This is a genomic window from Nakamurella sp. PAMC28650, from assembly GCF_014303395.1.
Classification (GTDB): Bacteria; Actinomycetota; Actinomycetes; order Mycobacteriales; family Nakamurellaceae; genus Nakamurella.
This window is the reverse complement of the sequence record NZ_CP060298.1, coordinates 1,560,100-1,582,366: the sequence shown is the minus strand read 5'-3', so window position 1 is coordinate 1,582,366 and position 22,267 is coordinate 1,560,100. Positions and strand designations below refer to the sequence as shown.

The 22,267-nt window shown below is 68.6% G+C and carries 20 protein-coding genes; 9 read left to right on the top strand and 11 right to left on the bottom strand.

The features are described from left to right. The first annotated feature begins 38 nt into the window (after positions 1 to 38). Positions 39 to 1,115 carry a glycine betaine/L-proline ABC transporter ATP-binding protein gene (locus H7F38_RS07105; protein WP_187093460.1) on the top strand — a complete coding sequence of 359 codons (1,077 nt, stop codon included), beginning with the start codon at positions 39 to 41 and terminating at the stop codon, positions 1,113 to 1,115. Then, positions 1,115 to 3,247: a proline/glycine betaine ABC transporter permease gene (locus tag H7F38_RS07100; protein ID WP_187093459.1), complete on the top strand. Its 2,133-nt coding sequence runs from the start codon at positions 1,115 to 1,117 to the stop codon at positions 3,245 to 3,247. The genes H7F38_RS07105 and H7F38_RS07100 overlap by 1 nt, the downstream gene beginning before the upstream one ends. 50 nt (positions 3,248 to 3,297) lie before the next feature. Here H7F38_RS07100 and H7F38_RS07095 read toward each other — a convergent pair whose 3' ends face one another. Continuing rightward, the gene (locus H7F38_RS07095) at positions 3,298 to 3,642 is read right to left on the bottom strand and encodes a hypothetical protein (RefSeq protein ID WP_187095007.1); all 345 of its coding nucleotides are present in this window, start codon (positions 3,640 to 3,642) and stop codon (positions 3,298 to 3,300) included. On the opposite strand from H7F38_RS07095, the gene H7F38_RS07090 reads away from it, so the two are divergent. The 6 genes from H7F38_RS07090 to H7F38_RS07065 all read left to right on the top strand — a co-directional run bounded on the left by H7F38_RS07090 (position 3,620) and on the right by H7F38_RS07065 (position 13,770). Then, complete coding sequence (locus tag H7F38_RS07090) at positions 3,620 to 4,444, top strand: ABC transporter substrate-binding protein (protein ID WP_222618515.1); 825 nt, start codon at positions 3,620 to 3,622, stop codon at positions 4,442 to 4,444. The two genes, H7F38_RS07095 and H7F38_RS07090, sit on opposite strands and share 23 nt — an antisense overlap. A 163-nt stretch (positions 4,445 to 4,607) precedes the next feature. After that, positions 4,608 to 7,187 carry an FAD-dependent oxidoreductase gene (locus H7F38_RS07085; RefSeq protein ID WP_187093458.1) on the top strand — a complete coding sequence of 860 codons (2,580 nt, stop codon included), beginning with the start codon at positions 4,608 to 4,610 and terminating at the stop codon, positions 7,185 to 7,187. Positions 7,188 to 7,338: 151 nt separating this feature from the next. After that, positions 7,339 to 8,688 (top strand): serine hydroxymethyltransferase, encoded by a 1,350-nt coding sequence (gene glyA / locus H7F38_RS07080; protein WP_187093457.1) that lies wholly within the window; start codon positions 7,339 to 7,341, stop codon positions 8,686 to 8,688. Between the two features lie 27 nt (positions 8,689 to 8,715). Continuing rightward, positions 8,716 to 9,948: a sarcosine oxidase subunit beta family protein gene (locus H7F38_RS07075; RefSeq protein WP_187093456.1), complete on the top strand. Its 1,233-nt coding sequence runs from the start codon at positions 8,716 to 8,718 to the stop codon at positions 9,946 to 9,948. A gap of 34 nt (positions 9,949 to 9,982) precedes the next feature. After that, positions 9,983 to 10,306 carry a sarcosine oxidase subunit delta gene (locus H7F38_RS07070; RefSeq protein WP_187093455.1) on the top strand — a complete coding sequence of 108 codons (324 nt, stop codon included), beginning with the start codon at positions 9,983 to 9,985 and terminating at the stop codon, positions 10,304 to 10,306. Next, positions 10,303 to 13,770, top strand: coding sequence for a 2Fe-2S iron-sulfur cluster-binding protein (locus tag H7F38_RS07065; protein ID WP_187093454.1), 3,468 nt, complete (start codon positions 10,303 to 10,305; stop codon positions 13,768 to 13,770). Before H7F38_RS07070 ends, H7F38_RS07065 begins: the two co-directional genes overlap by 4 nt. 71 nt (positions 13,771 to 13,841) lie before the next feature. Here H7F38_RS07065 and H7F38_RS07060 read toward each other — a convergent pair whose 3' ends face one another. Then, positions 13,842 to 13,979: a hypothetical protein gene (locus H7F38_RS07060; RefSeq protein ID WP_187095006.1), complete on the bottom strand. Its 138-nt coding sequence runs from the start codon at positions 13,977 to 13,979 to the stop codon at positions 13,842 to 13,844. A gap of 162 nt (positions 13,980 to 14,141) precedes the next feature. Between H7F38_RS07060 and H7F38_RS07055 the strand changes: the two genes are divergently transcribed. After that, positions 14,142 to 14,771: an MBL fold metallo-hydrolase gene (locus tag H7F38_RS07055; RefSeq protein WP_187093453.1), complete on the top strand. Its 630-nt coding sequence runs from the start codon at positions 14,142 to 14,144 to the stop codon at positions 14,769 to 14,771. Between the two features lie 109 nt (positions 14,772 to 14,880). On the opposite strand, the gene H7F38_RS07050 is transcribed toward H7F38_RS07055, so the two are convergent. Genes H7F38_RS07050 through H7F38_RS07010 form a run of 9 tightly spaced genes read right to left on the bottom strand, consistent with a single transcriptional unit; the run spans position 14,881 to position 22,265 of the window. Continuing rightward, positions 14,881 to 15,900: an LLM class flavin-dependent oxidoreductase gene (locus H7F38_RS07050; RefSeq protein ID WP_222618514.1), complete on the bottom strand. Its 1,020-nt coding sequence runs from the start codon at positions 15,898 to 15,900 to the stop codon at positions 14,881 to 14,883. 7 nt (positions 15,901 to 15,907) lie between these two features. Beyond that, positions 15,908 to 16,246: a TIGR04076 family protein gene (locus tag H7F38_RS07045; RefSeq protein ID WP_222618513.1), complete on the bottom strand. Its 339-nt coding sequence runs from the start codon at positions 16,244 to 16,246 to the stop codon at positions 15,908 to 15,910. A gap of 47 nt (positions 16,247 to 16,293) precedes the next feature. Next, positions 16,294 to 16,725: a nuclear transport factor 2 family protein gene (locus H7F38_RS07040; RefSeq protein WP_187093452.1), complete on the bottom strand. Its 432-nt coding sequence runs from the start codon at positions 16,723 to 16,725 to the stop codon at positions 16,294 to 16,296. After that, positions 16,725 to 17,789, bottom strand: a complete 1,065-nt coding sequence (locus H7F38_RS07035) for an LLM class flavin-dependent oxidoreductase (protein WP_187093451.1) — start codon at positions 17,787 to 17,789, stop codon at positions 16,725 to 16,727. Before H7F38_RS07035 ends, H7F38_RS07040 begins: the two co-directional genes overlap by 1 nt. Next, entirely contained in the window at positions 17,786 to 18,226 is a 441-nt protein-coding gene (locus tag H7F38_RS07030) for a Rid family hydrolase (RefSeq protein ID WP_187093450.1), read from the bottom strand. The genes H7F38_RS07035 and H7F38_RS07030 overlap by 4 nt, the downstream gene beginning before the upstream one ends. Continuing rightward, positions 18,223 to 19,458 (bottom strand): amidohydrolase family protein, encoded by a 1,236-nt coding sequence (locus H7F38_RS07025; RefSeq protein WP_187093449.1) that lies wholly within the window; start codon positions 19,456 to 19,458, stop codon positions 18,223 to 18,225. The genes H7F38_RS07030 and H7F38_RS07025 overlap by 4 nt, the downstream gene beginning before the upstream one ends. 54 nt (positions 19,459 to 19,512) lie before the next feature. Continuing rightward, on the bottom strand, positions 19,513 to 20,472 hold the full coding sequence (locus tag H7F38_RS07020; RefSeq protein WP_187093448.1) for an ABC transporter ATP-binding protein: 960 nt from the start codon (positions 20,470 to 20,472) through the stop codon (positions 19,513 to 19,515). Continuing rightward, positions 20,469 to 21,473 (bottom strand): ABC transporter ATP-binding protein, encoded by a 1,005-nt coding sequence (locus H7F38_RS07015; protein WP_187093447.1) that lies wholly within the window; start codon positions 21,471 to 21,473, stop codon positions 20,469 to 20,471. Before H7F38_RS07015 ends, H7F38_RS07020 begins: the two co-directional genes overlap by 4 nt. A 6-nt stretch (positions 21,474 to 21,479) precedes the next feature. After that, positions 21,480 to 22,265 (bottom strand): ABC transporter permease, encoded by a 786-nt coding sequence (locus H7F38_RS07010; RefSeq protein ID WP_187094533.1) that lies wholly within the window; start codon positions 22,263 to 22,265, stop codon positions 21,480 to 21,482. Positions 22,266 to 22,267: the final 2 nt, after the last annotated feature.

The following is a 22,267-nucleotide window of genomic DNA, read 5'->3' as shown; positions in this document are numbered from 1 at the left end:
ACAGCCCGCTCTTCGTTCTCCCTACTCCAGGAGATGTGATGACTGCACCGATCCTCGACACTCCCGACTTCTCGGTCCGCAATCTGTGGAAGGTTTTCGGGCACAAGGCGGACAAGATCCCGACCGACCCCGCGATGGCCGGGCTCACCGGGCCGGAGATCCTCGAGCGGACCGGGTGCGTGCCGGCCGTCCGGAACATGAACTTCGACGTCGCCCGCGGCGAGGTCTTCGTCGTGATGGGCCTCTCCGGCTCCGGGAAGTCCACCCTGGTCAGATGTCTCACCCGGCTGATCGAACCGACCGCCGGGCAGGTGCTGCTGTCGGGCCAGGACATCATGAAATCGTCGGGCTCCGCGCTGCGCGACATCCGTCGCAGGCGGATCTCGATGGTGTTCCAGCACTTCGGTCTGCTGCCGCACCGGAGCGTCCTGGACAACGTCGCGTACGGACTGCAGGTCCGCGGCATGGGCAAGGTCGAACGGTACGAGCGGGCCCACGAGGTGATCGAACTCGTCGGACTGCACGGATACGAGAAGCGCTTCCCTGATCAACTTTCGGGCGGCATGCAGCAACGCGTCGGGCTGGCCCGCGCCCTGGCCGGCGACCCGGACGTCCTGCTGTTCGACGAGCCGTTCTCGGCGCTGGATCCGCTGATCCGGCGTGACATGCAGGCCGAGGTCATCCGGCTGCACCGCGACATGGGCAAGACGATGATCTTCATCACCCATGATCTCTCCGAGGCCCTGAAACTCGGTGACCGGATCCTGATCATGCGGCACGGCGAACTCGTGCAGATCGGCACCGGTGACGAACTGGTCGGCGCCCCGGCCGACGACTACGTCGCCGATTTCGTGTCCGAGGTCCCGAAAGCCGATGTGCTGACGCTGAAGTGGATCGCCCGGGCCGCGCTGGGACTCGACGCGACGTCCGCCGCCCTGCCGGCCGGCACGGTGATCCGTGACGCGATTCCGACCGTCGTCGGCTCGGCGACCCCCGTGCGCGTCGTCGACGGCAACGAAACGATCGGGATGGTCACCCGTGACGACATCCTCGCCCTGATCGGATCCCGGTCCGGCAAGGTGTCGACCAACGTCGCCGGGCAGGCCGTGGCCTGATGACCACCACCACCACGGACCCGGCATCGGAAGCCGATCTGGAGAAGTCGGAGGCCCAGCTCGGTGCGAACGCCGACCGGGTCGGACCGCCGGAACCCCCTGGCGGGCGATGGTTCCCGTCCGGGACGGCGGCCGTCACCGTCATCGGGATCCTGGTGGTGTGGGTCATCTTCCGTTTCGCGCTGGCCGACCGGTGGACGCTGGCCCTGGATCCACAGGAACTCACCACCATCCACACGAACCTGAACACCTGGCCGGACTGGGTCGCCCAGAACCGGAACAGCAGCCCGGTCTTCCTCTACTTCGTCAACTACATCCAGATCGTGCTGCAGCACGTCAGCGACTTCATCTCCGCGACGTTCTACCAGACCCCGAACGGGCTCGGCATCCCCTACATCGGATGGCTGGGCACCACCGTCCTGGTGACCTGGATCGCCTACGCCGTCGGCAATGTCAAGGTTGCCGCCCTGACCGCAGCGGTGTTCCTGCTGTTCGTCCTCCAGGGTGTGTGGACCGACGCGATGGCCAGCTTCGCCCAGGTGATCGCCGCCGTCCTGTTCGCCTTCGTGATCGGCATTCCGCTGGGAATCTGGGCGGGCACCAGCGACCGGGTGAACAAGATCATCACGCCGGTCCTGGATTTCATGCAGATCATGCCGTCCTTCGCCTATCTCGCCCCACTGGTCCTGATCTTCGGGCTCGGAACCGCCTCCGTGACGGCCGCGGTCTTCATCTTCGCGGCGCCGCCGATCATCAGGATCACCGCGCACGGCATCCGCCAGGTTCCCCTGACCACCAGGGAGGCAGTCGATTCCATGGGTGTTACCGGGGCCCAACGCCTTCGGCAGGTGCTGCTCCCGATGTCCAAGCGCACCACGGTGATCGGCGTCAACCAGACATTCATGGCGGCCCTGTCGATGGTGGTGATCGCGGCCTACATCGCCGCCCCCGGCCTCGGCTCCGACGTCCAGCAGGCACTGCAGAGCCTGGATGTCGGCACCGCGTTCAACGCCGGCCTGTCGATCGTGTTGATGGCCATCGTGTTCGACCGTGTCTCCACCGCGGCCAGCGTCCGTGCCGAGATCGCCGTGCGCAAGGGGACCGGGAAGAAGACGACGCGACGGGCGGTGATCGCGGCCGGACTGGTGATCACGGCGGTCGCGGTCTACCTCTCGCGCACCTACCTGTGGGCGGCCCAGCCGCCGCAGAACTGGCCGGACTGGGGCCGGTCCATCACTGCCGGCGTCAACACCGTCTCCACCTGGGTGCAGACGCACCTGTCGCTGATCACCCTGAACTTCAAGAACGCCATCGCCTACGGTCTGCTGAACCCGCTGCAGTCGCTGCTGGTCCAGACCCCTTGGTTCGTCGTCGGTGTGGCCTTCGCCGTGATCGGCTACGCAGTCGGCGGCCTGCGCATCGCCGTCATCATGGTGGTCGGCGTCGCCGCGCTGGTCGTGCTGGGCGTCTGGTCCGACGCCATGTTCACCCTGGCCTCGACCATCCTGGCCAGCATCGCGGCGATCGCCCTCGGAGTGCTGATCGGCGTCTGGATGGGTCGTTCCAAGGGCGCCGACCGCTTGATCCGGCCGGTTCTCGATGCGGCCCAGACCATGCCGGCCTTCGTCTACCTGGTGCCGTTCCTCGGCCTCTTCGGACCCGGCCGGGTGACCGCCATCTTCGCCGGCGTCATCTACGCCGCACCGGCCGCCATCAAGATCGTCGCCGACGGTATCCGCCAGGTGCCGGAGAACACCGTTGAATCCGCCCTGTCCGCCGGCTCGACCAAATGGCAGATGATCACCAGGGTGCAGATCCCGATGTCGATCAAATCGATCGCGCTGGCCTCCAACCAGGCGGTGATCTACACGCTATCGATGGTGGTGATCGGCGCGGCCGTCGGCGGCGGCGGGCTCGGCTACCTGGTGATCAGCGGCCTGCAGAATCCGCCGTACTTCGGCAAGGGCCTGGCCGCCGGCCTCGCGCTCGTCGTCCTGGGCATCATGGTCGACCGGCTGACCCAGGCCGCCGCCCAGCGCTCCGGCCAGCGGGCCCGGAAGGCCACCGAGTCCGGCGCCGCACCGACCCGACGGATCTCCACCGCCAAGGTCATCGAACCGGCCACCGCCTGAGCAGCCGCACGAGCAGACCTGACCGCCCACCCCATCCCACCCCCGAAGATCTAGGAGCACCACATGCGCCACACCCAGTCAACGACCGTCAAGAGGCTCGGCATCGGGCTGACCGCGCTCGGCCTGCTCATCTCCAGCGCCTGCGCCGCGACGGTGAACCAGGCCGGCGGCGCCTCCTCCTCGCCCTCCGCAGCCGCCAGTACGCCGGCCGCGTCCTCCGCGTCCGCCGCGTCCGCCGCGTCCGCCGCGCCGGCCTCCAGCGCGACTTCGGCAGCGTCCGCGGGCAGTTCCACCGCAGCGGGCTCCGGCGCTGCCAGCACCGCCAAGATGCTCCCGGTGAGCGGCACCTGCAGCGCGCCTATCAACATGGCGATGAACGACTGGGTGGGGTACACGGCCGACGCCGCCGTCGTCACCTACATCCTGAAGAACGACCTGAAATGCCGGGTGAACCAGAAGGCACTGGCCGAACAGCTGGCGTGGCAGGGCTTCCCGACCGGCCAGATCGACGTGATCATGGAGAACTGGGGCCACGACGACCTGACGCTGAAGTACATCACCCAGCAGAAGGTGGCCGTCGACGCCGGCCTGACGGGCAACCTCGGGCAGATCGGCTGGTACGTCACGCCGGCCACCCTCAAGGAATTCCCGGACATCACCAACTGGCAGAACCTGAACAAGTATGCGAGCAAGTTCGCCACCTCCGAGTCCGGCGGCCAGGGCCAGCTTCTCGACGGTGACCCGTCATTCGTCACCAACGACGCGGCATTGGTGACGAACCTGAAGTTGAACTACAAGGTCGTCTACGCCGGCTCCGAGGCGGCGCTGATCCAGGCCTTCCGCACCGGCCAGCAGAACAACACGCCGGTGATCGGCTACTTCTACTCACCGCAGTGGTTCCTGTCCGAGGTGCCGCTGACCAAGATCAACCTGCCCAAGTACACCCCCGGCTGCGACACCGATCTGCAGAAGATCGCCTGTGACTACCCGAACTACAACCTGAACAAGATCATGTCGGCGAAGTTGGCGAACTCCGGTTCGCCGGCCGCCGCCCTGATCAAGAACTTCCACTGGACCAACGACGACCAGAACCTGGTCGCGAAGTACATCACCGCGGACAAGATGACCCCCGAGGCTGCCGCGAAGAAGTGGATCGACGCGAACCCCGCCAAGGTCAACGCCTGGCTCGGCAAGTAGGGATCACCGTTCCGGGGAGCAGAACCGACCCATCCTGTCGGTTCCGCTCCCCGGACCGTGATCAGCAAACCCTTGACAGCCGCTCCGCGCTCGATCACTGTGATTCGACACAGGGTTGTTGCATACAGCGCGGAGCGTTGCGTATTACGGAACCGGAGGAAAGATGACATCAGGAACCGCCGCTCAGCCGTCGGTCGTCATCATCGGGGGCGGCATCGTCGGCGCCAGTCTGGCCGACGAGATCACCGCGCGCGGCTGGACGAACGTCACCGTGGTGGACGGCGGCCCACTGCCCGTCTCCGGCGGTTCCACGTCGCACGCACCGGGTGTCGTCTTCCAGACCAACGGCAGCAAGGTGATGAGCGAGTTCGCCATGTACACGGTGGACAAGTTCAAGAACCTGACCTACCAGGGTGATCCGTGCTATCTGCCGGTCGGCGGACTCGAGATCGCCACGACGCCCGAACGCGCGGTCGAACTCGAGCGGCGCTTCGGCTACGCACAGTCCTGGGGGGTTCCCGGGGCCCGGCTGCTGGACCCGGCCGAGACCGTCCGGACCTGGGACCTGTTGGAGCCCAGCGCCATCCACGGCGGGCTGTTCGTCCCCGACGACGGGATCGCGAAGGCCGTCCGGGCCGTCGGGGCCCAACTGGGCCGGGCGGTCTCCAGGGGCGCAACGGTTCTCCCCCGTCACGAGGTGCTCGACGTCCTGACGGCCGGGAACCGGGTCACCGGGGTCCGCACGGACCAGGGCGACCTCCCGGCCGACATCGTCGTGTGCTGCGCCGGCATCTGGGGACCGAAGGTGGCCGCCATGGTCGGCCAGACGTTGGCCCTGACCCCCCTTGCCCACCAGTTCGTCTGGACCGGCCCGGTCGACGACCTCGCCGGCCGCACCGTCGAGTCCGTCCGTCCGGTGCTGCGTCACCAGGACGCCGATCTGTACTACCGCGAGAACGGCACCGGGCTCGGGATCGGTTCCTACCGCCACCGGCCGATGCCGGTGAAGGCAGGTGATCTCGCGTCCTGGCGCGCTGCGGAGGCGGCCGGCGGCCAGCCCTCGATACTGGACTTCACCCCGGCCGACTTCGAATTCCCACTGGCCGAGACCGCCCGGATCCTCCCCAGTCTCGGCGAGTTGGAACTGAAAACTGCTTTCAACGGTGTGTTCTCGTTCACCACCGACAACATGCCGCTGATCGGCCCGCACGCCACCATCGACGGCTTCTGGACCGCCGAAGCAGTCTGGGTCACCCATTCCGCCGGTGTGGCGAGGGCGATGGCGGAGTGGATCATCGACGGCTTCAGCAAGAGCTTCGACGTGCACGCCTGCGACCTCAACCGCTTCGAGCGGCATCAGCTCGGCCCCGCCTACATCCAGGCCAAGGACTGCCAGAACTTCGTCGAGGTCTACGACATCCTGCACCCGCTGGAACCGATGAACCATTCGCGCCCGTTGCGCACCTCGCCGTTCTACCTGCGTCAGGTAGAGCTGGGTGGGAAGTTCCTCGAGGCGAGCGGCTGGGAACGGCCGCACTGGTATGCGGCCAACGACGCGCTGGTCGCCGGCGATCGCAACACCGGGTGGCACATCCCGACGCCGGGTGACTGGGCCGCGCAGTTCTGGTCCCCCACCATCGCCGCCGAGGCGGCGGTCACCCGCACCGACGTCGCGATCTACGACATGACGGCACTCAAGCGGATCGAGGTGACCGGGACCGGTTCCACCGAATTCCTGCAGAGCCTGGTCACCGGAAAGATGGCGAAGTCCATCGGCTCGGTCACCTACTGCCTGATGCTCGACGTCGATGGCGGCATCCGCTCCGACGTCACGGTCGCTCGCCTCGGCCCCGAGCACTACCAGGTCGGGGCGAACGGCGCGATCGACCTCGACTGGATGCGGCGTCATCTGCCGTCAGGCTCCGCCGTGCAGGTCCGGGACATCACCGCAGGGACCTGCTGCATCGGCATCTGGGGTCCGCGGGCCCGCGACGTCGTCCAACCCCTCACGGATGCCGACTTCTCCAACGCCGGCTTCAAGTACTTCCGGGCCCAGACGTGCTTCCTGGGCACCGTCGAGGTGACCGCGATGCGGCTGTCCTACGTCGGCGAACTGGGCTGGGAGCTCTACACCACCGCCGACCAGGGGCTGGTGCTGTGGGACCTGCTGATGAAGGCGGGCGCCGAGCACGGCATCATCGCCGCCGGCCGCGGGGCCTTCAACGCGCTGCGCATCGAGAAGGGTTACCGGAGCTTCGGCGGCGACATGACGAACGAGCACACGCCGATCCAGGCCGGGGTCGACTTCGCGGTCAAGCCCGACCAGGAGTTCCTCGGCAAGCAGGCGCTGGTGGCCCGCGAAGACGACGGCAGGCGCCTGTGCCTGCTGACCGTCGACGGACCCAACGACATCGTCCTGGGTTCCGAGCCGGTCTACCCCGCGCCCGCCACTCCCGCGCTGATCAACATCGAAGGCGCTCACGAAGTTGGCCCAGATGTGACAGGTGGGGCAGGAATCGACCCGATCATGAGCGCGACCGGCCCAGGCCGGGCGGCGGTCGGCTACGTCACCTCCGCGGCGTACTCCTACACGCTGGGGGTCCCGTTGGCCTACGCCTGGCTCCCGGCCGACTTGACGGCTCCGGGGACGGCGGTGGAGATCGGCTACTTCGGCGATCGTTACCGGGCGGTGGTCACGGCCGAACCGGCGTTCGACCCGGAGATGAAGAAGATCCGATGCTGAGGTTCACCCCTGATCTGCGGGGATGGGGATTTCCGGCCGACCTCACTACGGTGGACAGCGGATACGGGCGATCGGCTCCCGTGCCCGCACACCGCGCCTTCGGCCGGCGGCACCAGCTGTCAACGGCGCACACCATCAGGGAGAGCTCGCGATGACGATCACCGAAGCACCAGCCACCGAAGAACTGACCGCGCCGGCCGCGCCCACGACGCCATGGCCCGGGCTCGACGCCGGACTGGCCGAGGCCGACCCGGAGGTCGCCGCCCAGATCGCCCTCGAGCTGCACCGCCAGCAGAGCACGCTGGAGATGATCGCCAGCGAGAACTTCGCACAGGTCTCGGTCATGCAGGCCCAGGGCAGCGTGCTGACCAACAAGTACGCCGAGGGCTACCCGGGGCGTCGCTACTACGGCGGCTGCGAGTTCGTCGACGTCATCGAGCAGCTGGCCATCGACCGCCTCAAGGCTCTCTTCGGTGCGGACTTCGCCAACGTCCAGCCCCACTCGGGCGCGCAGGCCAATGCCGCCGCGATGCAGGCGTTGATCAAGCCGGGCGACACCATCCTGGGCCTGTCCCTGGCCCACGGCGGCCACCTGACCCACGGCATGCGGATCAACTTCTCCGGTCTGCTCTACCACGCCACCGCCTACGAGGTGTCCAAGGAGGACCACCGCGTCGACATGGACGAGGTCGCGAGGCTGGCGCGTGAGCACCGACCGCAGCTGATCATCGCCGGGTGGTCGGCGTACCCGCGGCAGCTCGACTTCGCCCGATTCCGGCAGATCGCCGACGAGGTCGGCGCCTACCTGATGGTCGACATGGCCCACTTCTCCGGCCTGGTCGCCGCCGGCCTGCACCCGTCGCCGATCCCCCACGCGCACGTCACCACCACGACCACGCACAAGACCCTGGGCGGCCCCCGCGGCGGCGTCATCATGACGAACGACGCCGCGCTGGCCAAGAAGATCAACTCCGCCGTCTTCCCGGGGCAGCAGGGCGGTCCACTCGAGCACGTCATCGCCGGCAAGGCCGTCGCCTTCAAGATGGCCGCCGACCCGTCGTTCGCCGAGCGCGCCGGACGGACCCTCCGCGGCGCATCGCTGGTGGCGAAGCGGCTGGTCGCAGATGACGTCACGGCAGCCGGCATCAGCGTGCTGACCGGCGGCACCGACGTGCATCTCGTGCTCGTCGACCTCCGCAACTCCGACCTGGACGGCAAGTCCGCCGAGGACCGGCTGCACTCGATCGGCATCACCGTCAACCGCAATGCCGTGCCCTTCGACCCCCGCCCGCCGATGGTCACCTCGGGGCTGCGCATCGGGACGCCGGCGTTGTCAACCCGCGGATTCGGCGACGCCGATTTCGCCGAGGTCGGCGACATCATCGCCGCCGCCCTGATCGCGCCGGTCGGCGAGCTGGACCACGAACTGGCCTCGTCGCTGAAGGCGCGTGTCGCCGCTCTGACCGGCTCGCACCCGCTCTACCCCGATCTCGCCTACTAGCTCCCGTTCTGCACGAAAGGACATCACGTGACGCCGCAGGTTCCGCCGGGTGCCGGCCTCCCCGAACATCCGGAGTTCCTCTGGCGCACACCGGAACCCAAGCATCACTACCAGGTCATCCTGATCGGCGGAGGTGGCCACGGGCTGGCCACCGCCCACTACCTGGCCAAGCTCGGGATCACCGATGTCGCCGTGCTGGAAAAGGGCTGGCTGGCCGGCGGGAACATGGCCCGCAACACGACGATCATCCGGTCCAACTACCTGTGGGACGCGAGCGCGGGCTTCTACGAGCACTCGCTGAAGCTCTGGGAGACGCTTGACCAGGACCTGGACTATCCGATCCTGTTCTCCCAGCGAGGGGTGCTGAACCTGGATCACTCGCTCACCGACATCCGGGACTCCCGTCGCCGGGTCGAGGCGAACAAGCTGAACGGCATCGACGCGGAGTGGGTGGATGCCAAGGGCGCCAAGGAGATCTGCCCGATCCTGAACATCAGCGACAACATCCGCTATCCGGTGCTCGGCGGCACGTACCAGCCGCGGGGCGGAATCGCCAAGCACGACTACGTGGCCTGGGGCTTCGCGCGGTCCGCGGATGCGGCCGGCATCGACCTGATCCAGAACTGCGAGGTGACGGGCATCGACATCGCCGGCGGCAAGGTCACCGGCGTGCAGACCTCGCAGGGCCCGATCACTGCGGACGCGGTGGCGATGGTGGGCGCCGGGCATTCCTCGATGCTGGCCGCGATGGCCGGCTTCCGTCTCCCCATCCAGTCACATCCATTGCAGGCGTTGGTGTCCGAACTGCTCGAGACGGTCCACCCGACGGTCGTGATGTCGAATGCCGTGCACGTGTACGTCTCGCAGGCCCACAAGGGTGAACTCGTGATGGGCGCCGGCGTCGACACGTACAACGGCTACGGCCAGCGTGGTGCGTTCCACGTCATAGAACGCCAGATGTCCGCCGCCGTCGAGCTCTTCCCGATCTTCGCCCGCGCGCACGTGCTGCGCACCTGGGGCGGCATCGTGGACACGACGCCGGACGCCTCGGCGATCATGGGCCTCACCCCGGTGGAGAACCTGTACGTCAACTGTGGTTGGGGCACCGGCGGTTTCAAGGCCACCTGCGGAGTCGGGCATCAGATGGCCGAGCTGATCGCCACCGGCAAGGTCCCGGATCTGATGGCGGAATTCTCTCTCGAACGCTTCGCCACCGGCCGTCTCGTCGACGAACACGGCGCTGCCGCCGTCGCCCACTGATTCTTTCTTCCTCGTAGCACGGAGCACACGGACCATGATGTTGATCGACTGCCCGGAATGCGGGCCCCGCAACGAGAACGAGTTCCACTACGGCGGCCAGGCACATGTGCCGTACCCCGAGGCCGGCGGCGCGCACCTGACCGATCAGGAGTGGTCGGAGTACCTCTTCTTCCGCGACAACACCAAAGGTGCGTTCGCCGAACGGTGGCTGCACTCGGCCGGTTGCCGACGCTGGTTCAACGCCGTGCGGGACACCGTGACGTACGAATTCCTGGCGGTCTACCGTGCCGGTACGCCGCGCCCGGACCTGGTGGCCGACAACGTTTCTGGGGCTACCACCACCGGGGCCACGGCATGACGGGCAGCAGGCTGGCCTCGGGTGGGCGCATCGACCGGAACCAACCCCTGGACGTGACGTTCGACGGCCGACGCCTCGACGCCTTCCACGGCGACTCGTTGGCTTCGGCCATGCTGGCCTCCGGTATCCGGGTCGCTGGGCACTCCGTCATGCTCGGCCGTCCCCGCGGCATCATGTCGGCCGGGGCCGAGGAACCCACCGGCGTCATCCAGGTGGAGCGGCCGTTCCCGGAGCCGATGCTCACCGCCACCACCGTGGAAGCGGTCGATGGTCTTGCCGCGTCCAGCATCTACGGTCAGGGTCGGCTGGCCGACGACAGTGCCTGGCCCGCCGGTGATCCCCACACCTACGACGCGGTCCACCACCACTGCGAGGTGACGATCGTCGGCGCCGGGCCGGCCGGGCTGTCGGCCGCCCTCACCGCCGCCCGTGGTGGCGAGCGCGTGCTGCTGATCGACGAGCGCCCCCAACCCGGCGGGGCACTGCTGACCCGCGCCGAGATGAGCTGGGCCGCCGACCTCGTCCGCGAACTGGCCACCCTGCCGAACGTCGTGCACCTGCAGCGCACCACGGTGACGGGCTACTACGACGACAACTTCCTGATCGCGGTGCAGCGGATGACCGGCCACCTGAGTGCGCAGACCACCGAAGGTGCGGTGCGCGAACGCATCTGGCGTATCCGCTCGGCCCGGGTGGTGCTGGCCACCGGCGCCCACGAGCGGCCGATCGTCTTCTCGGGCAACGACGTTCCCGGCGTGATGCTCGCCGAATCCGTCCGCGTCTACCTGCAGCGCTACGGCGTGCTGGCCGGCGATCAGGTCGTCCTGTTCACCGCGCACGACGACGGCTACCGGGTGGCGGGCGAACTGATGGCAGTAGGCGCCTCGGTCATCGTCGTCGACCCTCGCCTGCCTGCCGACCAGGTCCCGGACCCGACGCCGGAACTGAGCACCGGGACGGTTCTGATCGGGAGCGTCGTCAGTGGCACCCTGACCGGTCCGGACGGCGCGCTGACCGCCGTGCTGGTCACCCTGCCGGACGGCGACACCATCTCCGTACCAGCGGATCTGCTGGCGGTCTCCGGTGGCTGGAACCCGGCCGTACATCTGTATTCGCAGGCCGGCGGCCGGTTGGAGTTCGACTCAGCCATCGGCTCGTTCCTGCCCGCCGGCGCACGTCAGCGTGTGACCGTCATCGGGTCGGCCAGCGGACTGCGCACCACCGCCGAATGCGTGGCGGACGGGGCTGCGGTCGGCGGCAACACCGGGCTGACCGGCAATGCGATCATCCTGCCCCCCGACGACGACCTGCTGCTGGAGATCGCACCGGGCGCGCAGCTGTACCTGGTGACCGGCGATTCCGACGATCCCGCCGGCCTGACCGACCACTTCGTCGACGTCCAGAGAGACGTCACCGTCGCGGATCTGATGCGCGCGACCGGCGCCGGACTGGCGTCGGTCGAACACGTCAAGCGCTACACCACCGCCGGGACCGCGCACGATCAGGGCAAGACCTCAGGCGTGCTCGCGACCGCGGTGATCGCCCACGTCCTCGGGGTCGAACCCGGCGATCTCGGGACCACCACCTACCGGCCGCCCTACACGCCGATCTCGTTCGCGGCCTTGGCCGGACGGGAACGCGGCGACCTCTACGACCCGGTGCGCACCACCGGCGCCCACCCCTGGCACGTGGCCAACGGCGCACGGTTCGAGAACGTCGGGCAGTGGAAGCGACCGTGGTTCTACCCGGTCGACGGCGAGGACATGCATTCCGCCGTGGCGCGCGAATGTGTCGCAGCCAGAACGAATGTCGCGTTCATGGACGGCTCGACGCTCGGCAAGATCGACGTCCAGGGACCGGACGCACCCGCCTTCCTGGACATGCTCTACACCAATCTGATGTCGAGCCTGAAGGTCGGCGTGATCCGCTACGGCGTCATGTGCGGGCCGGACGGCATGGCCATGGACGACGGCACCGTCTTCCGCCTGGCCGCCGACCGCTACCTGGTCACCACCACCACCGGGAACGCCGCGAAGATCCTGGACTGGATGGAGGAATGGCTCCAGACCGAGTGGCCGGAACTGCGCGTGTGGTGTTGCTCGGTGACCGAGCAGTGGGCGACCATGGCTCTGGTCGGGCCCCGTTCCCGCGCACTGCTGTCCGCGCTGGCACCGGGTCTAGCCGTCGCCAACGAGGAATTTCCCTTCATGGCCTGGCGGGACTGCACGGTCGCGGGGCTGACCGCGCGGGTCGCCCGCATCTCTTTCTCCGGAGAACTCGCCTACGAGATCAACGTGGCCTGGCATGAGGCCGCTGCGTTGTGGGACGCGGTCTGGAAGGTGGGCGAACCGGTCGGCCTGGTCCCCTACGGGACCGAGGCGATGCACGTCCTGCGGGCCGAGAAGGGTTATCCCATCATCGGCCAGGACACCGACGGCACCATCACGCCACAGGATCTCGGGATGGGCTGGGCTGTCTCGAAGAAGAAGCCGGACTTCATCGGCAAGCGTTCGTTCGCGCGCGAGGACAACTCTCGACCGGACCGCAAGAACCTGATCGCGCTCCTGACGGTGGATCCCGGGTTGCTGCTTCCCGAAGGCGCCCAGATCGTGGAGCTGTCCGAACTGCCGGAACCTCCGGTGCCGATGGTCGGGCACGTCACCTCGTCCTACCCGTCGGCCGCGCTGGACCGGACCTTCGCGCTGGCCCTGCTCAAGGGCGGGCGGGCCCGCATCGGCAGCACGGTGTACGTCGTCGTCGACGGTGTGCCGCAGCCCGCCCGCGTCGCGAGCCCGGTGGTGGTCGATCCAGACGGGCTTCGGCGCGACGGCGACCCCGGTGGTGACGGCGAGCCCGTTCCGGGGCCGAGCATCCATGCCGCACTTCCGATCTCACCACTGTTCGGATACCACGAGGCCTTCGCTGCACTGTCCCGCGGTGGCCACGCGGGCGTCCGGATCGGCGAGTCCGCTCTGATGACACAGGTCCTGTTGCGGGTCACGAAGGGGTCGGCGGCCGCCGGGGCGGCGGCGACTGCCCTCGGCACGGCGCTGCCTGGCAGCACGGGCGGCGTCACCTACGCGCACAGCGACGCGGTGCTGGCCCTCGGTCCTGACGAGTTCCTGATCCTGGCCGGGCCCGGCCACGGCGCCGAGATCGAGCAACGCCTGCGGGCGGCCATCGGGGACGAACCGGCAGCGGTGACTGACGTGTCGGCCTCCCGCACGATGCTGCGGATCTCCGGACGGAACGCGAGGAAGCTGCTCGCGCACGGTCTCGCGATCGACCTGGACCGGCTGCCCGAGAGTACCTGCGCGCAGACCCTTCTCGCACAGTGCGCGGTGGTCGTGTTCAGCGACGGGCCGGCCTGGACCGACGACGACCTGGTGAAGGTGCTGGTCCGCAGTTCCTTTGCCGCGCACCTGGCCCAGTGGCTCCTGCTCACCGCTCCCGAGTACGTCTGAGTCCTCTCGACGCCGCCGTCGCAACCCCCCGCAACCGCCGCAACGTCCGGGACATCGCGGTCGGAACCCCGCTACCTGACCTTGACCAACTTCCGTTTCTTGACCGTGTAACCGGCCGGCAGGGTGCCCTCGGCGAGCATGCGAAGCGGGCATCGACCGCAGCGCGGCTTGTCGACGCAGCACTCCTTCTTCGGCATCTTCTGGCTCACGAGGTCAGCTTAGCCTGCACTTACCCAATGCGCGAGAGGAACCGGACGCCGCCCGAACATCGGGCGTTCGTGAAAGGCTAGAGTCCCAGCTCCGGCCGGTATCCTCTCGTGTCACGCTCGTGAGGGACGGCGCGGCAGTCCGGCACCGACAGAAGGAGACTCGTGGCAGCGCGCATCGACAAGGTCGTCACATCCGGTACGTTCTCGCTGGACGGCGGGACGTGGGACGTGGACAACAACGTCTGGCTGGTCGGGGACGACGCCGAGGTGCTCGTCATCGACGCCGCCCACGATGCGAAGAAGATCGCTGACGCGATCGGCGGCCGGAAGGTGGTCGCGATCCTGTGCACCCATGGCCACGACGACCACATCGACGCAGCTCCAGCCCTCGCCGACCTCACCGGGGCCCCGATCCTGCTGCACCCGGCCGATGCCCATCTGTGGGGGATGAAGCACGAGGACCGTCGTCCGGACGCCGACCTGTCGGACGGCCAGATCATCTCGGTCGCCGGCGTCGAGGGCACCGTTCTGCACACGCCGGGCCACGCACCCGGAGCGGTCTGCATCTACTTCCCCGCGCTCGACGCCCTGTTCAGCGGCGACACGCTGTTCAGCGGCGGCCCGGGTGCCACCGGGCGGTCGTTCTCCGACTTCCCGACCATCGTCGAATCGATCAGCTCGCGCCTGCTGAACCTCCCGTCGGAGACCGTGGTGCACACCGGTCACGGGGATGACACGACGATCGGCGCCGAAGCGCCGCAGCTCGACGAGTGGGTCGTCCGCGGGCACTGACACAGCCGCTGACGTCCTGCCACAGCCGCCGCTGACGTCCTGCAAAGTGATCGCTATCGCGATCACTTTGCAGGACGTTGCTGCTACTGGGGCACCGACGCCTGACCCGTCAGCGCCGGAGAAGCGGAAGCACTTCCCGGCCGAGCAACTCGATCCCGAGCTGGTCGGTGAGTCCGAGCGGGGTTCCGAACTCGACCCGACTCGCCCCGGCGTCGATCAGGGCCTGGGCCTGCGCGGCGACCTGATCGGGTGTACCGGAGAAGGCGAACAGATCGAGAACCTCGTCCGGGACGAGACGGCCTGCCTCGTCATGCTTCCCGAGTGCGACCAGCGTCCTGATCTCGGTGATCAGCTCCGGCTCGACCGTGACGGTCGGATCGAGGTCGGCCACCACGTCCAGGTACATGGCCACCTCTGACCTGGCCTTCGCCCTGGCCAGTGCGCCGTCCCGGTCCACCACTGTCACCGCCCCCACGACCACCCCGACCGCGCGCGCGGGTCGCCCGGCCGACTGCAGGCCGGGTGAGATCCGTTGGATCATGACGTCGACCATCGCCGGGTTTGCCGTTCCGCCGATCTTGACCTCGTCGGCAATCCGTCCCGCGACCTCTGCCATCCTGGCTCCCCAGGTGCCGATCAGCACCCTGGGCTCATGACCGCCGGTCCGATAGCGCAGGCGGGTGCCGGCGGCCAGCGAGAACACCGACCCCTGCCTCCCGGAGTCGTCGCCGGTGACCAGCGCGCGAATCACCGAGACCGCCTCCTCGATGTGCCGGATCGGGCGGGGCTGGGTGAGACCGATGCTGCCCAACCATGTTCCGCGGGCCAGCCCGAGGTAGGCCCGTCCACCCGACGCCGCATCGAGCGCCAGCAGCTGTCCGGCGATCTCGTAGGGGTGCAGTGTGAACGGATTCCAGCAGGCGGCGCCCAACCGTACGCGGCGGGTGGCTGCCGCCATCTCCAGCAGCGGCACGATCGGCGGCTGGAACAGCAGGTCGCCGAACACGCTGATGACGTCGAAGTCGTACTCCTCGGCAAGTACGGCCAGCTGCGCATACCTGCCGATCGCCTTGTCGCTCTGGAGTCCCAGCCCGATCTCCACCGGCCGGACCGATCCGGTCACCACCACGCGCCGGTCACGTCAGGTCGCCGGCGTCCATCGTGCGTACCCGCGTGCGCTCGATGCGCATGACGAGCCGTTCGTCCGGGTCGGGACAGCTGATCAGCGAGTCGGTCTCGAGCCAGTCGTCAGCCGGTAGCTGCCGCTGCTTGGCCGCCAGGAAGGGCAGCGCCGACTGCAGCGCGAAGACGCAGAAATGCTTGCCCGCCGGTATTCTCAGTTGCGAGGAATGATCGAGATCGAAGTAGTCACCGACCTCGAGCCCACAGACCGAGCGTCCCTCGATCCGCTCCACCGTGACTCGAAGATCGAACAGTTCCATCGGCCGTCCGGGCTCGTCCGCCCCGTTCTTCATCGCCGGCCCGGCTTCATCGCTGCCACGTTTTCATCGCTGCCCCGTGTTCATGACTGCCCCGCCGGCCGGCGCGGACTGCTACGGACGTCCTCGTGGTTGTGCACGGCCAACCACCGCCCACCCTGGCGTCGCCAGACCGCAGTGACCCGCACGCTTTCGGGCGGCAGGGCGTCGCCGGCGAAACGGACGGTCAGCCAGTGACGAGCCAGTGCGGTGTCACCCCACACATCGACCACCGGGTCGACGGCGTCCAGGGCCACCACCGTCGGCGCGTCACCGGACCCAGGACGTCGATCACGTGCGGCATCGAGTTCGGCCCTACCGCAGATCATCTCGGCCTCCTCGGAATCCCAGAACGTCCCGTCCGGGTGGAGGTTCGCGTCGATCCGTGGACGATCTGCGGCCAGGAAACCGTGATAGACCTCCTGAGTGGCAGCCCAGACTGCCTCCTGGTCGACGCTCCACACCTGTTCTGCCATCAGCACTTGGCTCCCGCCGTCGTCGTGGCGCCGCAGCCGGACTCGGCAGCGACCGAACCCTCTGTCACCCTGGGGGTCTCGAGCGCCGGCATCACGGCTTCCCCCAGGATCCGCACCGCCTCGAGCGGATCTGGACCCAGCGGTGGGCCGAACGACAGGTGTTCGGCCCCCAACGCCTGGAGCGAGCGACACCGATCGACGACATCCTCCTGATCACCGGCGATTCCGAGCACCAGCATCCGATCCTCGATCAGCGCCGCGGCCTCCGCACCGCGGCCGCGCTGGGCCAGGGCCGCCGCCGGGAGGAAGTCCTCCGGGCGGAGACCGACCTCGGCCAGCAGGTACGGAGAGATCGACGGGCCGTAGTAGGCCAGCTTCTCCGCCAGTGCCGCCCGCCCGGCGGATGCGTTGTCCGACAGAGATACCCAGATGCAGGCCGGGAGGTCGAACTCCGCCGGGTCGCGCCCCGCCTCCTGCAAACCCGCGTACACCTGCGCCCGCGCCGTCACGAAGTGCTCCGGCGGATAGAGCAGGGGCAACGCCCCGTCGGCCAGCCGCCCGGCCATGCCCAGCATCTTCGGTGCCATTCCGCCGACGTAGACCGGAACCGGCCCGTACTGCGCAAAACGCAGGACGCTGTGATCACCGAACCACGGTGGCAGATCGGTGTCGAGGACGTCCGGGTGGCCGAGCAGGCGACGCAGGGCGGCCACCGCATACGCGGTGTTTCGCAGCGGCTGCGGACGCGCCAACCCCGCCCACCCGAGAAACTCTTCGGAGCCGGCCCCGACCCCCAGCAGGAACCGGCCACCCGACACCTCGGCCAGTGTGGCGGCCATCATCGCAAGCTCGGCCACGTGCACCGAGTAGGGATTCATGATCGCGATCCCGAGTCTGATCCGGGAGGTCCGGGCAGCGAGGGTGCTGATCAGCACGGGCGCCGACCGCAGGTACAGGTCGTTGGACACCCAGAGCTGGTCGCATCCGAGTTCTTCGGCCAGGAGTGCGATCTCGAGCAGATCATGGGCGGGGAGGTCGTTGTTCAGCCGCAGCGACCACATCATCCGGGAACAGCCTGATCTTCGGAGACCGCCATACCGGGAGCCAGCACGGCGTCGGCCTCCACCTCGACGAGCAGTCCCTCACCGACGAGCCCCGCCACGAAATAGAGCGAATTGGCCGGTGCGACATGGCCGAGGATCTCACGGTGGGCCCGGGATGCGGCATCGACATCGGCGCCGGGGACCAACAGGATCCGGGTGCGGGTGATGTCGGAGTCGACGCCGCCCAACGCCTCGACCGCCTCGATCACCCGTCGTAGTGCCGCGGCCGTCTGGCCGTAGGTGTCACCCGGAAAGCGTTCCGCGCCCTGCGGTGCGGTGGTGCCGCTGACCGAGATGAAGGTTCCTGCTCTGGCGGCCCTGCTGTAGCCGGCCCAGGCCTCCCAACTGGTGCCGTCGCGGTACCGGGTCGGAGCGGGCGGTGGGGTGGACGGCCTCACGCCGCACCGCCGACACCGGCACCGGCACCGGCACCGGCACCGGCCACCGTGCTGCCGCGTACCACCTGGCCGCCCTGGATCACGAGCGAGATGTTCCGCAGCGCGTCGAGGTCCTGGAGCGGATCCCGGTCGACGGCGACGAGGTCGCCGACGTAACCGGGACGGACCTGACCCACGTGGTCGTCGATCCGGAGCAACCGCGCCGCGTGGCTGGAGATCGACTGCAGCGCCTGCAGTGGCGTCAGCCCTGCGTCGGCCATCAGCAGCATCTCGTGCACCGCGGCCGGGACCCCGTCCACGAGATCACCCGGTGGGTAGTCGGTCCCGTTGACCAGGGTGACACCGGCCCGGATGGCGCGCTGGATGCTGAGCAGGTGGTCGTCGGCGGCCGCCAGCGCCTGCTGGATGGAGTGCTCCTGGAAGTGGTTGGCCCGCATCCAGGATTCGCTGCGCGTGACGCACAGCGTCGGGGTCAGGAAGAGATCCGGTCCGACCAGCATCCGGGCGGTGTCCTCGTCGAGACGGTAGGCATGTTCGAACGAGGTGACGCCCTGGGCCAGCGCCTGTCGGATCGCGACCGAGTCACCGGAATGCGCGACGACGTACTTGTCGCGGTCGTTGGCCGCCCGCACCGCACCGCGGATCTCGCCGTCCTGCATCTCCTGCGCGTCGTAGTGCTCGCCCGCCTTGGCCAGCCCGCCATTGATGAAGATCTTGACATGGTCGGCGCCGGCCTCGATCTCGGCTGCGGCCGCCCGGTAGAACTCCTCCTCACCGGTCGCATACGCCGTGGCGGAGCCCTCACCGTGGCCACCGACCGTGGAGATGGCACGTCCCGCGCCGCGGATCCTGGGCACCTTGATCCATCCGCGGGCCGCCGCCCGCCGCAGCGAGAGATCGGCCCGGTTCTGCTCGTGCACGCATCGAATCGTGGTGATACCCGCCTGCAGGGCCTGGTGGGCCCTGGTCGCGGAGCGGTAGGCGGTGATCGCCGGGTCCTCGTTCTCGTCGGTCTCGGAGAAGGGGAACACCACGGACAGGTGGGTGTGGCAGGAGATCAGGCCCGGTAGCAGCCAACGGCCGGCGACATCGATGACCTCGCCATCGCTCTCGCCGACCGGAGGCGCCGACGCGACCTCGGCGATGCGTCCGTCGTGACCGATGTGCACGGCCCGGTCGAGCAATTTCTCGCCGTTCAGGACATCGACGACATTGGCGTTGACCAACCACACGATGGTGCTCCTTCTCTCTGGTAGCCAGGACGGTTCCACACCGCATTCAGATCCTCAACGCACCAAGCCGGCGGCTGCCGGCGCGCGAACCAGGCAGGCCACCTCCCGCTCGTCGACGAACACCGGCCGGGGATCCGCCACCCTGCATCGATCCTCGGCGATCGGGCAACGCGGGTGGAACCGACACCCGGTGGGCGGGGCGGCCGGGTCCGGTACGTCGCCGGGCAGATCGATCGGCAGGATGCCGGCCCCGTCGGCCCTCGGAATCGCCGAGATCAGCGCCTGCGTGTAGGGATGCACCGGATCCGCCCAGACCCTTTCGGTGGCTCCGATCTCGATGATGCGGCCGAGGTACATCACGGCCACCCGGTCGGCGATCTGCCGCACCACCGACAGGTCGTGCGAGATGAAGACCAGCGCCAGACCCGTCTGCCGGACCAGATCCCCGAGCAGGTTGGCCACCTGGGCCTGCGCCGACGCGTCCAGTGCACTGATCGGCTCGTCCGCCACCAGAGCGGCCGGGTCTGCGGCCAGCGTCCGGGCGATGGCGATCCGCTGCCGCTGGCCGCCGCTGAACTCGTGTGGATACTTCTCGGCGGCGTCAGCGGGCAGTCCGACCCGGTCCAGGAGCTCGACGACACGCTGGGCCGCAGCCTGTTTCGTTCCTCCGCCCAGGACGACTCCGTCAGCGATCAGGGCGCCGACCGACCGCCGTGGATTGAGCGAGGAGTACGGGTCCTGGAAAACCATCTGCAGCTTGCGCAGCGAGTCAGGGCGTTTGCGACGGCCGAGCGGGGCGACACCGGCTCCGGCGAACGTCACCCTGCCTTCTGCGGCGGGTTCCAGGCCGACGATCGCACGGCCGAGCGTCGACTTCCCACAGCCGGATTCACCCACCAGACCCAGGATCTCACCGGGACCGACCGTCAGGTCGACGCCGTCGACGGCGCGGACCCTCGCGCCGCCGCGGCCGTAGTCGACGCAGAGGCCGGAGACTTCGACGAGCGCCGTCATCCCGCAGTCTCCGCGGAGATCTCGGCGCGGGCCGGCTCGACCAGCGGATCCACCGGGCACGCCAGCAGATGGTTGGGAGTGACGGCGACCAGCTCGGGACGGTCGGTGGCACAGCTCGTCAGAGCATGCGGGCAGCGCGGGTGGAACGGGCAGCCTGAGGGCACCCGGCCCAGGCTCGGCGGACTACCGGTGATCGGCCGCAGCTCGGCAGCGCCGCCCTCGGGATGAGGCAGCGCGTCGAGCAGGCCCCGGGTGTAGGGATGCCGCGGGTGGGCGAGGACTTCGGCCCGCGGCCCGACCTCCGCCAACCGACCGGCGTACATCACGCACACCCGATCGGCCAGCGCCGACATCACGCCGAGATCGTGCGTGATGATCATGACGGCAAGCCCGCGTTCCACTCGGAGGCGTTGCAGCAGGCGGAGAATGCCCGCCTGCACGGTGACGTCGAGCGCGGTGGTCGGCTCGTCCGCCAGCAGCAGCCGCGGCTCGCAGGCCAGCGCCACCGCGATCGCGATCCGTTGGCGCATGCCACCGGAGAACTGGCCGGGGTAGGCCCCCAGTGCCTGCTCCGGGTCGGGGATGCGGGCGGTCGCGAGCAGGTCGATCGCCCTGGTCCTGGCCTCGCCCTTGCCGACGCCGAGGTGGTGCCGCATGTGCTCGGTCAGCTGGCGCTCGACCGTGAGGATCGGGTGCAGGCTGGTCGCCGGATCCTGCAACACCATGGCGATCTGGCGTCCCCGCAGGTCGCGCAACTGCTTCGGGGAGCAGCGCAGCAGGTCGGTGCCGTCGAAAAGGGCGGACCCGGCTGTCCTGGCGCCGTGCGGCAGCAGTCCGAGCAGGCTCAGCGCGGTCATCGTCTTGCCGCTGCCGCTCTCGCCCGCGATGCCGACGATCTCGCCGGTGCCGATGCCCAGGGAGACGTCGTCGACGGCCTTGAACGAGCCCCGGCCGGTACTCAGGGCGACGCTCAGGTGCTCGATGCTCAGCAATGGACCCACTGTGTCTCAGCCCCTGATCGCTCTGGCCGTGCGGGGATCCAGCGCATCCCGGAGCGAGTCGCCGATGAAGTTGAAGGCCAGTACGACGGTCAGGATGGCCAGGCCGGGAAACAGCCCGATCCACCACTTGTCGAAATTCTGGGCGCCGGCCGCGACCATCGCACCCCACTCGGCCGTGGGCGGCTGGGCACCCAGGCCGAGGAACGAGAGGCCGGACAGCAGCAACACGGCGTTGCCGACATCCAGGGCGGCCATCACCAGCACCGGTCCGAGCACGTTGGGCCGGATGTCCACCAGCAGCGCCCGCATCGACGACGCACCGAGAAGCCTGGAGGCGACCACGTACTGGCTGCTGCGTGCGGACAGGACCAGGCCACGCATCAGGCGGGCGTAGGCCGGCCAGGACACGATCAGCACGGCCAGCACGGCATTGCGCAACTGCGGACCGAGCGCCGCCGTCACCGCCATGGCGAGAATGATGCCGGGGAAGGCGAACACGATGTCGGCCAGTCGCATCCCGATGGCGTCGACCCAGCCGCCGAAGAAGCCGGCGAGAGAGCCGACGATCGAGCCCACCAGCATTGCGCCGACCACCAGCAGGACCGCCAGCGGCAGCGAGACACGGGACCCGTAGACGATTCTGGACAGTACGTCCCGGCCGAGTTCGTCGGTGCCGAACCAGTGCTGGGCCGTCGGTCCCTTGAGCTGCACGAAATCCTGGGCCAGCGGATCGGACGGCGCGATCAGCGGGGCGAAGACCGCCACCACGATCCAGATCAGCACCACCGCCATCC

Bases quoted from the DNA above. Each gene is read 5' to 3' on its own strand.
- H7F38_RS07070 (WP_187093455.1), top strand. From the start codon at position 9,983: ATGATGTTGATCGACTGCCCGGAATGCGGGCCCCGCAACGAGAACGAG.
- H7F38_RS07040 (WP_187093452.1), bottom strand. From the start codon at position 16,725: ATGGCAGAACAGGTGTGGAGCGTCGACCAGGAGGCAGTCTGGGCTGCC.
- H7F38_RS07085 (WP_187093458.1), top strand. From the start codon at position 4,608: ATGACATCAGGAACCGCCGCTCAGCCGTCGGTCGTCATCATCGGGGGC.
- H7F38_RS07090 (WP_222618515.1), top strand. From the start codon at position 3,620: ATGAACGACTGGGTGGGGTACACGGCCGACGCCGCCGTCGTCACCTAC.
- H7F38_RS07045 (WP_222618513.1), bottom strand. From the start codon at position 16,246: ATGAAGAACGGGGCGGACGAGCCCGGACGGCCGATGGAACTGTTCGAT.
- H7F38_RS07020 (WP_187093448.1), bottom strand. From the start codon at position 20,472: ATGACGGCGCTCGTCGAAGTCTCCGGCCTCTGCGTCGACTACGGCCGC.
- H7F38_RS07100 (WP_187093459.1), top strand. From the start codon at position 1,115: ATGACCACCACCACCACGGACCCGGCATCGGAAGCCGATCTGGAGAAG.
- H7F38_RS07010 (WP_187094533.1), bottom strand. From the start codon at position 22,265: ATGGCGGTGGTGCTGATCTGGATCGTGGTGGCGGTCTTCGCCCCGCTG.
- H7F38_RS07035 (WP_187093451.1), bottom strand. From the start codon at position 17,789: ATGATGTGGTCGCTGCGGCTGAACAACGACCTCCCCGCCCATGATCTG.
- glyA (WP_187093457.1), top strand. From the start codon at position 7,339: ATGACGATCACCGAAGCACCAGCCACCGAAGAACTGACCGCGCCGGCC.
- H7F38_RS07105 (WP_187093460.1), top strand. From the start codon at position 39: ATGACTGCACCGATCCTCGACACTCCCGACTTCTCGGTCCGCAATCTG.
- H7F38_RS07065 (WP_187093454.1), top strand. From the start codon at position 10,303: ATGACGGGCAGCAGGCTGGCCTCGGGTGGGCGCATCGACCGGAACCAA.